The 10,213-nt window shown below is 65.2% G+C and carries 10 protein-coding genes and 1 pseudogene; 6 read left to right on the top strand and 5 right to left on the bottom strand.

Annotated features, from left to right (window positions below):
• The 5 genes and pseudogenes from QZ281_RS12120 to QZ281_RS12100 all read left to right on the top strand — a co-directional run.
• A pseudogene (locus QZ281_RS12120) lies at positions 1–420 on the top strand (hypothetical protein); the annotation flags it as partial.
• Between the two features lie 88 nt (positions 421–508).
• Positions 509–1,423, top strand: coding sequence for a DnaJ C-terminal domain-containing protein (locus tag QZ281_RS12115; RefSeq protein ID WP_292228698.1), 915 nt, complete (start codon positions 509–511; stop codon positions 1,421–1,423).
• A gap of 29 nt (positions 1,424–1,452) precedes the next feature.
• Positions 1,453–2,616, top strand: a complete 1,164-nt coding sequence (locus tag QZ281_RS12110) for a phosphoserine transaminase (protein WP_292228696.1) — start codon at positions 1,453–1,455, stop codon at positions 2,614–2,616.
• A gap of 78 nt (positions 2,617–2,694) precedes the next feature.
• Entirely contained in the window at positions 2,695–3,990 is a 1,296-nt protein-coding gene (locus QZ281_RS12105; protein WP_292228695.1) for an adenylosuccinate synthase, read from the top strand.
• Positions 3,991–4,067: 77 nt separating this feature from the next.
• On the top strand, positions 4,068–4,865 hold the full coding sequence (locus QZ281_RS12100; protein WP_292228693.1) for a response regulator: 798 nt from the start codon (positions 4,068–4,070) through the stop codon (positions 4,863–4,865).
• A gap of 46 nt (positions 4,866–4,911) precedes the next feature.
• On the opposite strand, the gene rpoH is transcribed toward QZ281_RS12100, so the two are convergent.
• The 3 genes from rpoH to QZ281_RS12085 form a co-directional block, all read right to left on the bottom strand.
• Positions 4,912–5,799 (bottom strand): RNA polymerase sigma factor RpoH, encoded by an 888-nt coding sequence (gene rpoH / locus QZ281_RS12095; RefSeq protein WP_201096788.1) that lies wholly within the window; start codon positions 5,797–5,799, stop codon positions 4,912–4,914.
• A 248-nt stretch (positions 5,800–6,047) separates the two neighbouring features.
• Positions 6,048–6,353, bottom strand: a complete 306-nt coding sequence (locus QZ281_RS12090) for a GNAT family N-acetyltransferase (RefSeq protein ID WP_292228688.1) — start codon at positions 6,351–6,353, stop codon at positions 6,048–6,050.
• Between the two features lie 13 nt (positions 6,354–6,366).
• Positions 6,367–7,326 (bottom strand): RluA family pseudouridine synthase, encoded by a 960-nt coding sequence (locus tag QZ281_RS12085; RefSeq protein WP_292228700.1) that lies wholly within the window; start codon positions 7,324–7,326, stop codon positions 6,367–6,369.
• A gap of 151 nt (positions 7,327–7,477) precedes the next feature.
• Between QZ281_RS12085 and QZ281_RS12080 the strand changes: the two genes are divergently transcribed.
• On the top strand, positions 7,478–8,113 hold the full coding sequence (locus tag QZ281_RS12080) for a DUF2799 domain-containing protein (RefSeq protein WP_292228685.1): 636 nt from the start codon (positions 7,478–7,480) through the stop codon (positions 8,111–8,113).
• A 6-nt stretch (positions 8,114–8,119) separates the two neighbouring features.
• Here QZ281_RS12080 and fba read toward each other — a convergent pair whose 3' ends face one another.
• Positions 8,120–9,205, bottom strand: a complete 1,086-nt coding sequence (gene fba / locus QZ281_RS12075; protein ID WP_292228684.1) for a class II fructose-bisphosphate aldolase — start codon at positions 9,203–9,205, stop codon at positions 8,120–8,122.
• Positions 9,206–9,357: 152 nt separating this feature from the next.
• Positions 9,358–10,213, bottom strand: an 856-nt coding sequence (gene pgk / locus QZ281_RS12070) for a phosphoglycerate kinase (protein WP_292228682.1), incomplete at its 5' end; no start/stop codon positions are given.

Here is a 10,213-nt window from a genome sequence, read left to right as displayed (position 1 = left end):
CCGCACGGGGTGGCCTGGGCAGGACAGTCAGGCGCGGGGGCGGCGCCGGGCGGGGACGGGTTCAGCGAAGTCGCGTTCATGCCGACAGGGCTTCACGCGCGGCCCTGGTCGCCTATGGGTCTGAAGGTCGAGACGGTCGGGGGCGGGTTTGATCTGCGCTGGACGGCGCGGACGCGGCTGTATGGTGACAGTTGGGATGGTGAACCGGCGTCGGCCGATCCTATGCGGTTCCGGGTTGTGGTGCGTGATGGATCGGTCGTGCGGCGGACGATGGAGGTCGAGGCAAGCCGCGTCGCCTATGACGCCGGGGATGTGGTGGCGGACTTCCCCGGCGGTGTGACGGATGCGGCGAAGGTCGCCGTGGCCCAGTGGGGCGAGGGGTTCGGATGGGGCGTCGAGGCGGAAATCGCCCTGGCCTGACGATTATGCCGGGTTCGGCCCTTTGCGCAGGCGGGGGCATGGCTTAACTGACAGCCACTCTTGGTTTTCAGTTGGAGCGACAACGGACGTGGCAGGCGACCCCTATAAGGAACTGGGCGTTTCGAAGGGCGCGAGCGCGGACGAGATCAAGAAGGCGTTCCGCAAGCTGGCCAAGGAACTGCACCCCGACAAGAACCCCGGCGACAAGATCACCGAGGACAAGTTCAAACGGGTGACCGCCGCCTTCGACATCCTGGGCGACAAGGACAAGCGCGCCAAATACGACGCAGGCCAGATCGACAACGACGGCAATGAACAGCATCGCGGCTTTGGCGGCGGGCGTCCGGGCGGCAATCCGTTCGGCCAAGGTGGCGGCTTTGGTGGAGGCCCTGGCGGAAGGGCTAACTTCGAAGGCGTCGATCTGGACGACCTGTTCGGCATGTTCGGCGGATCGGGGCGTCAGCGCGGTGCACGGGACTTCTCCTCGCGTGGGCAGGATGTGAAGGCGACGCTGGACATCAGTCTGGAAGACGCCATTGCAGGCGCGACGCGACGCATCCAGTTCTCGGACGGTCGCACGCTGGACGTGACCATTCCCAAGGGGGCGTCTGAAGGTCAGACCATCCGTCTGCGCGGGCAGGGCGCGCCGGGACGCGGGGCCGAGAACGGCGACGCCCTGATCGAACTGAAGATCGAGACCCACCCTATCTACAAGCGCGACGGCGCGGACCTGACGATGGACCTGCCGGTGTCGGTGCCCGACGCAGTGCTGGGCGCCAAGGTGCGTGTGCCGACGCCTGAGGGCGTGGTGCAGATGACGATTCCGGCAGGCTCCAACTCGGGCAAGGTGCTGCGCCTGAAGGGGCGCGGGGCATTCGCGCAAGGCAAACGCGGCGACCTGCTGGCCAAGCTGGCGGTGACCCTGCCCGATGAACCGGATACGGAATTGACCAAGTTCGCCGAGGACTGGCGCGTCAAGCGGCCCTATACGCCGGGTCGCTGAAGCCCATTACCGCCTCGGGGGAGACGAAGATGACGATTGCAAAGCCTGATGTGCGGCCGGCGCGGCCCTGGTTCTCGTCCGGGCCGACGGCGAAACGCCCCGGCTACAGCCTGGGCGGCCTGCCGCAGAACCTGCTGGGACGCGGCATCCGCGCGCCCGAGGTCGTCGAGCGGTTCGCCTACGGCCTGCGCCGCACACGTGAGGTTCTGCAGGTGCCGGACAGCCACGTGCTGCTCTATACGCCCGGGTCCGACACGGGCGCGGTCGAGGCGGCGCTGTGGGGGATGCTGGGGCAGCGGCCCGTGCAGGTGGTCGCGTTTGAGAACTTCGGTCTGACCTGGCTGGCGGACGTCAGGGAGCACCTGAAGCTGGAGCCGGAGGCGCTGACCGCGCCGTGGGGCGACCTGCCGGATCTGTCGAAGGCGGACTGGTCCAAGGACGTGGTCTTCCCATGGAACGGCACCACCTCGGGCGTGCGCGTGCCGAACGCTGACTGGATCGCCGACGACCGCGAGGGGCTGGCGATCTGCGACGCGACCTCGGCGGCGTTCGCCATGACCCTGCCTTACGACAAGCTGGATGTAGTGACCTTCAGCTTCCAGAAGGCGCTGGGCGGCGAGGCGGGCATCGGCGTGATGGTGCTGTCGCCGCGCGCCGTCGAGCGGCTGGATACCTATCGGCCCGACCGGCCAATCCCCAAGGTTCTACGGATTACGGACGGCAAGGGGTTCGACCGGGCGCTGGCCGACGGGGTGGCGATGAACACCTTCTCGATCCTGACCATCGAGGACTGGATCGACGCTCTGGACTGGGCGGACGACGTGGGCGGTCTGGATGAGTTGATCCGCCGCACGGACGCCAATTATGCGGCCCTGGGCGAATGGGTCGCACGCACGCCGTGGATCGACTTTCTGCCTGAACGTGCGGAAATCCGCTCGACCACTTCGGTCTGCCTGAAGTTCACCGACGCCCGCATTGATGTGCTGGACGACAAGGCCAGGAAGGCGTTCGTGACTCGGTTCAAGGCGCTGCTGGAAGGCGAAGGCGCGGTGTTCGACATGGAGCCGCACCGCAATGCGCCTCCGGGCCTGCGCCTGTGGTGCGGCTGTACGGTCGAGACGGCGGATGTGGTCGCGGCGACGCCATGGCTGGAATGGGCGTTCCAAACAGCAGTGAGCGAACTGGCCGCATAATTCCGCAAGGATGGGGCGACTTCTGATGATTCAGGAGTTATAGGCTCCCACCGCATTCTGAATTGCGGAGAAACGATCTTGGCGAACGTCGCGGTAGTCGGAGCCCAATGGGGCGACGAGGGCAAGGGCAAGATCGTGGACTGGCTGTCCAATCGCGCCGACATGGTGGTGCGGTTCCAGGGCGGCCACAACGCGGGCCATACGCTGGTCGTTGACGGCAAGGTCTATAAGCTGGCGCTGCTGCCTTCGGGCGTGGTGCAGGGCAAGCCCTCGATCATCGGCAATGGCGTGGTGGTCGATCCCTGGCATCTGGTCGGCGAAATCGAGAAGATTCAGGCGCAGGGCGTGGCGATCACGCCTGACATCCTGACCATCGCTGACAATGCCTGTTTGATCCTGCCGATCCACCCCGCGCTGGACGTGGCGCGCGAAGCCGCCGCAAGCGCGCCGGGCGCCAAGATCGGCACGACGGGGCGCGGCATCGGCCCGGCCTATGAGGACAAGGTGGGCCGTCGCGCCATCCGTGTCTGCGACCTGGCCAATGAAGACGACCTGAAGGTCAAGATCGACCGTCTGCGTTCGCACCATGATCCGCTACGCGCGGGTCTGGGACTTGAGCCGATAGACCCGGAAGCGCTGCTGGCGCAACTGCTGGAGATCGCGCCGAAGATTCTGCCTTACGTGAAACCCGCCTGGCGCGTGCTGGATCAGGCGCAGAAGGACGGCAAGCGCGTGCTGTTCGAGGGGGCGCAGGGCGCTTTCCTGGACGTGGATCACGGCACCTATCCTTACGTGACCAGCTCCAACACCGTGTCGGGACAAGCAGCTGCAGGTTCGGGCATTGGTCCGCGCGGCGTCGGCTATGTGCTGGGCATTGTGAAGGCCTATACGACCCGCGTCGGTGAAGGTCCGTTCGCCTGCGAACTGGACGACGAAGTCGGTGAGCATCTGGCGACTGTGGGGCGTGAAGTCGGTGTGAACACTGGCCGCGCACGCCGCTGCGGCTGGTTCGACGCCGTGCTGGTGCGTCAGTCGGTGGCGATCAACGGCATCGATGGCATCGCCCTGACCAAGCTGGACGTGCTGGACGGGCTGAAGACGCTGAAGATCTGCGTTGGCTATAAGGTCGATGGCGAGGTGCTGGACTACCTGCCCAGCAGCCTGAAGGCCCAGGCGGCGGCGGAGCCGGTGTTCGAGGAACTGGAAGGCTGGAGCGAAAGCACCGCCGGGGTTCGCAGCTTTAAGGACATCAACGCCCACGCCATCAAATATGTGCGCCGCATCGAAGAACTGATCGGCGCGCCGGTGGCCCTGCTGTCGACCAGCCCTGAGCGGGACGACACGATTCTGATGCGCGATCCCTTCCAGGGATAGGCTGTCGAAAACGTCGGGGGTGATTCAACGGCTCTTAACCGCCTGAGGTTAAGGTTACGGCGCAAAGGAGCCGAGCCGTGTTCACTTCCGACATCAAGACGCTGAATCGTATCGCGCCGGCTGTGCGTCGGGTGGTTCTTGTCGAGCCCAATCCTTCGGCGGCTCGTCTGATGACGGACATCATGAAGGGCCTTGGCTCACGCGAAGTCTATGTGGACGGCGACGAGGATCGGGCATTGGAACTGGTGCGCGACGCCGAGCCCGGCATCATCTTCATGGAGCGGGCAGGGCCCAGCCTGAACGGCGAGAGCCTGGCGCGACGCATCCGTCGCTCGCACATGGTCAGCCGCATGGCGCCGATCATCATGGTCACGGCCGAAGCCACTGCGGGGGCCATCAAGGGTGCGCGCGACGCGGGCGTGCACGAGTTTCTGCGGAAGCCCTTCACGACCGGCGACCTGTTCAAGCGGGTCGAGAACGTGGCCTTGAAGCCCCGTCCCTGGGTCGAGGCCGTGGGCTATGTCGGGCCGGATCGTCGGCGTTTCAACTCGGGCGAATACGCCGGAGCCAAGAAGCGCAAGGGCGACGCTTCGTCCGGTTCTGCGGTGGATATCCGGGATCAGGCCACGCGGATTCTGGTCGCGGCCATGAGCCAGTTTGACCAGGACCCGATGCAGGCGACGCGCGCCATCCGCCAGCAGGCCGAGACGCTGAAGGCGGTCGGCGCCAAGATCGGGGACGCCAAACTGGCGATCGCCGCTGCAGGGCTTGAGGGTTATCTGGCTTTGGGGCCGTCGACCAAGGCGGGATTGGCCCAGCCGGTCGGTGCTATTCTGGCGCTTGGACAGCCCACGCCGGTCGCGCGGGCGTCCTAGAAATATTATCGCGCTTCACACCGACAGGGCATGAAGCGCGACAGGCTCAGGCGTCGACCAGATTGCGTTCCTCAGCAGCCGAACGCATGGCTTTTTGCAGTTTCTCGAAGGCGCGGACCTCGATCTGACGCACGCGTTCGCGCGACACGCCATACTGGCCGGCGAGTTCTTCCAGAGTGACCGGGTCGTCCTTGAGGCGACGTTCCGTGAGGATGTGCTTCTCGCGTTCAGTCAGCTCCTCCATGGCCTCTTGAAGCAGGCTCATGCGGATGCCCTTTTCCTCGTCTTCGGCGAGTTGGGTTTCCTGCGAGACAGCCGTGTCATCGGCCAGCCAGTCCTGCCATTCGCTTTCACCGTCAGCGCGCAGAGGCGCGTTCAGCGAGGCGTCGCCGCCGAGACGGCGGTTCATGTTGGTGACTTCCTCTTCCGACACGCCCAGCTTGGTGGCGATGGCGGCGAGGTGTTCGGGGTGCAGGTCGCCTTCCTCGAAAGCCGAGATCTGGCTCTTGGCCTTACGCAGGTTGAAGAACAGCTTTTTCTGCGCCGCAGTGGTGCCCATCTTCACGAGCGACCACGAGCGCAGGATGTATTCCTGAATCGAGGCGCGGATCCACCACATGGCGTAGGTCGCCAGGCGGAAGCCCTTGTCCGGATCGAATTTCTTGACGGCCTGCATCAGACCGACGTTGCCCTCGGAAATCACTTCGCCGATCGGCAGGCCGTAGCCGCGATACCCCATGGCGATCTTGGCCACGAGACGAAGGTGCGAGGTTACAAGGCGGTGAGCGGCTTCGGGGTCCTGATGCTCAGACCAACGCTTGGCGAGCATGAACTCTTCGTCCTTGGTGAGCATCGGAAACTTGCGGATTTCCGTCAGATAACGCGACAGTCCCTGTTCAGGCGACATCACCGCGAGCGTACTATTAGCAGCCATATTTGGTCCCTCCGACCGTCTACACGAGCGGGCTCTGCGTCCTCGACCACAGTGTGTGCATCGAAGCCTCTCCCCTCAACCACTCAGATGGTGATGAGTTGCCCCGATGTTTAGAGGCGGGCGGTCACACGAAAGCGTGACCGTTGCCTGCACGCCACGCTGCGCCGATCAGCAGGCGATGTAGGAGTGGGTCCGTTTCTATTCAAGACCCACAAATGCTCTGTCGGGCGTTTTTTCTATCAGCCGGATCAGAGGCCCAGAATGGTGCGGTAGGTCGGGTGAACCGCATCCGCCAGTTCAGGATGCTTCTGGAAATAGGCGGCGAAGAAGGGGCAGACGGGTAGGATCAGAAGCTCACGCGCGCGGGCATCCTCGATGACATGTTTGGCCAGGCGGCTGGCGATGCCGCGGCCTTCCAGGCGCTGAGGCACCAGGGTTTCTGTGATCATCAGATTGGGCGGCGACAGATTGTAGGTGACGACGGCGATCTCGCCCTCGACCGGCAGCTCGTACTGATGACGGTCGGCGTTGTCGTGGATTTCAGGATCGGCCATCGGTCGGCGCCTTTCAAAGCGTGGTCAACAGGGTCTCAAGCAACTGCATATCAGCAGGGGGGGCGGTCTCGAAGCGGAGCTGTTCGCCAGTGACGGGATGGACGAAGCCCAGGACAGCGGCATGCAGGGCCTGACGCGCCAGTCCGGCCTCTGTGATGGCGGCGCGGACGGGAGCGGCGGGGCTGCCGGAGCCATAGACGGGATCGCCGAGCAGGGGCGAACCCTTGGACGCCATGTGGACGCGAATCTGGTGTGTGCGGCCGGTGTGCAGGGTGCAGGCCACGCGGGCGGCCATGGGGGCGCCACCAGCCTTGGCGGGTTCGCCGAAGATGGTCTGGACGACATAGTCGGTGATGGCTTCACGACCGCCGGATTTCAGCACAGCCATCTTCTTGCGGTCGCCGTTTGATCGGCCGATGCGGGTTTCGATCCGGCCCTTCGACGCCGAAGGCGCGCCGCGCGTCAGGGCGATGTAGGTCCGTTCGATGTCGTGGCTGGCGAACAGGGCGGACAGGCCCTGATGGGCGCGGTCGGTCTTGGCGGCGACCATGACACCGGATGTGTCCTTGTCCAGGCGGTGCACGATGCCGGGGCGGGCGACGCCGCCGATGCCGGACAGGCTGTCGCCGCAATGGGCCAGAAGGGCGTTGACCAGAGTGCCGGTCTCGCAGCCGGGCGCCGGATGGGCGGCCATGCCTGCGGGCTTGTCGATGACGATCAGGTCGGCGTCCTCGTAGAGGACCGTCAGGGGAATGGCTTCCGGCTGGGGCGTGGCGGGCGCGACAGGGGGAAGGGCCACAACATAGAGACCGGGCTGGGCCTTGGCCGATCCGCTGGTCAGTGCCACGCCATCGCGACTGACGGCGCCCTCTGCCAGCAGGGCCTGCAGCCGGGCGCGCGACAGGGTGGGAAAGGCCGTGGCCAGCGCCTTGTCCAGACGGACGCCGGACACCTCGATCCGGGCCTCCAGCACTTCAGCGGCTGCGGCGTCTTCGTCGTCGGGCAGATCGGGTTCGGGCAGGTGTTCGGGCAAGGCGGTCTCCAGTCGCCGATGTAGCACGTCGAACCGCTTGCGCGAGGGCGTGGCGTCGTTCGATAGTGAAGCTCGGGCCTAGGGGATTGAGATGCGACGGTTGTTGATCATCAGCGGCGTGGCGGCGGCCGGGGCGTTGCTGGCCAGTTGCGCCACCATGAGCAAGGACGAGTGCCTGGTCGGTGACTGGGGCGAAAAAGGCTATGCCGACGGGGCTGCGGGCTATCCGACGACGCGGCTGGAAGAACACGCCAAGGCTTGCGCTAAATATCAGGTCACGCCCAATCCCAGCGCCTATCAGTCTGCACGTGAGGACGGATTACGTGGCTACTGCACCTTCCAGCGCGGCTGGACCGAGGGCAGGGCGGGCAACACCTATTACGGCGTTTGTCGCCCACAGGAAGAGGCTGATTTCCTGCCTGCCTATCAGGACGGGCGGCGACTGCACGATGTCGTGGCGGCGGTCGAATCCGCCCAAAGCGCGCTGAACAGCGCCATTTCACGGATCGAGAACCGCGAGGACAAGCTGGAGGCCAAGCAGGCGGAACTGCACCAGAACGGGCTCTCGGACGAAGAACGCCAGAAAATCCGGGATCGTATTCAGGAAGTGCGCGGTGAAATCCGCGATGCGCGCCGCAGTGCGCGTGACGCCAGCGACGCTCTGGACATGGCGCGGCGGGAAGCAGACCGGGTGCGATACGAACTGTCGCGCCGCTACCCGGTCTGAGCCGTATCAGGCGGCCTTGACGGCGGCGCCGCGGAACGACGGATCAAGGTCGCCCGAGGTGTAGCGCTTGGCCATCTGGGCGGTGGAGAGCGGACGGATCTTCGCCGCCTGACCTTCGCAGCCGAACTGGAGGTAACGCTCCATGCACAGCTTCTTCATCGCCTCCTTGGCGGGCTTCAGATAGTAGCGGGGATCGAACTCGCCCGGCTTCTCGATCAGAGCCTTACGGATGGCGCCGGTGATGGCCATGCGGTTGTCGGTGTCGATGTTGACCTTGCGCACGCCGTGCTTGATGCCGCGCTGGATTTCCTCGACCGGCACGCCCCAGGTCTGGGGCATTTCACCGCCATAGGCGTTGATGATGTCCTGCAGGTCCTGCGGCACCGACGACGAGCCGTGCATCACCAGGTGGGTGTTGGGCAGGCGGCGGTGGATTTCTTCGATCACACTCATGGCCAGAACGTCGCCGTCCGGCTTGCGCGTGAACTTGTAGGCGCCGTGTGAGGTGCCCATGGCGATGGCCAGTGCGTCGACCTTGGTGGCGGCGACGAAGTCGACGGCCTGATCCGGGTCAGTCAGCAGTTGGGAGTGGTCCAGCACGCCCTCGAAGCCGTGGCCGTCTTCGGCCTCGCCCATGCCGGTTTCCAGCGAACCCAGAACGCCCAGCTCACCCTCGACCGAGACGCCGCAGGCGTGGGCCATTTCGGTGACGCGACGGGTCACATCGACGTTGTATTCGTAGCTGGCGGGGGTCTTGGCGTCCTCTTCCAGAGAGCCGTCCATCATGACGCTGGTGAAGCCGTACTGGATGGCGGTGGCGCAGGTCGCCGGGCCGTTGCCGTGGTCCTGGTGCATGCAGACCGGGATGTGCGGATACAGTTCCGCCAGAGCGTCGATCAGCTTGGCCAGAACAATGTCGTTGGCGTAGTTGCGGGCGCCGCGCGAGGCCTGAATGATGACAGGGGCGTTGACCTCGTGGGCCGCCTCCATGATCGCCAGACCCTGCTCCATGTTGTTGATATTATAGGCCGGCAGGCCGTAGTCGTTCTCTGCTGCATGATCGAGCAGCTGCCGCAGCGTGATGCGCGCCATTCTTGTAGTCTCCTGAGCCGATTAGTTTTTTTAATTGGGCAAGAGATTAGCTGTGGTGCGCTGCGAAGTCACGCCATGTAACGCCGCAATGGCGCCGTTGAGGGCGAAGAAGCGAGCGCGTGACGTGAATACATCGCGCGCCCGCTGATCGATCAGGCGCGCAGAGCCTCGACGCCCGGCAGAACCTTGCCCTCCATCCACTCCAGGAAGGCGCCGCCTGCGGTGGAGACGAAGGTCATGTCGTCGGATGTGCCTGCGTGGTTCAGTGCCGCGACCGTGTCGCCGCCGCCTGCGACAGCGACCAGAGCGCCGGATTTGGCGCGAACAGCTGCGTGTTTGGCGGCTGCGACCGTGGCGGCGTCGAAGGGCGGGACCTCGAATACGCCCAGCGGGCCGTTCCAGATCAGCGTCTTGGACACGTCGATGGCGGCGTTCAGGCGGGCGACGGTCTCGGGACCGGCGTCCAGAATCTTGTCGTCAGCGGACAGGGTTTCGCCGGTCTTGACCGTGCGGGCCTCGGCGCCGGGCTTGACCTCGACGGCGACCACGACATCGACGGGCAGCAGCAGTTCGCAGCCCTTGGCCTCGGCCTCGGTCATGATCTCACGGGCGGTGTCGGCCATATCCTTCTCGGCCAGCGAGCCGCCGATATCGACGCCCTGAGCGTAGAGGAAGGTGTTGGCCATGCCGCCGCCGATGGCCCGCTTGTCCCGCTTGCCGACCAGGTTCTTCAGCAGGTCCAGCTTGGTCGAGACCTTGGAGCCGCCGACGATGCCGATGACGGGCTTCTGCGGCTTGCCCAGAGCGGCGTCCAGGGCGTCCAGTTCGCGGCGCATGGATTCGCCTGCATAGGCGGGGATGTGGTGGGCGACGCCTTCGGTCGAGGCATGGGCGCGGTGCGCCGCCGAGAAGGCGTCGTTGACATAGAGGTCGCCGAGGTCGGCCAGTTTTTGCGCGAAGACCGGATCATTGGCCTCTTCCGCCGCATGGAAGCGCACGTTCTCCAGC

It is taken from the genome of Brevundimonas sp. (assembly GCF_018608325.1).
Lineage (GTDB): Bacteria > Pseudomonadota > Alphaproteobacteria > Caulobacterales > Caulobacteraceae > Brevundimonas.
Note: the sequence above shows the minus strand (reverse complement) of the source record. Positions and strands in the feature narration are given on the sequence as shown.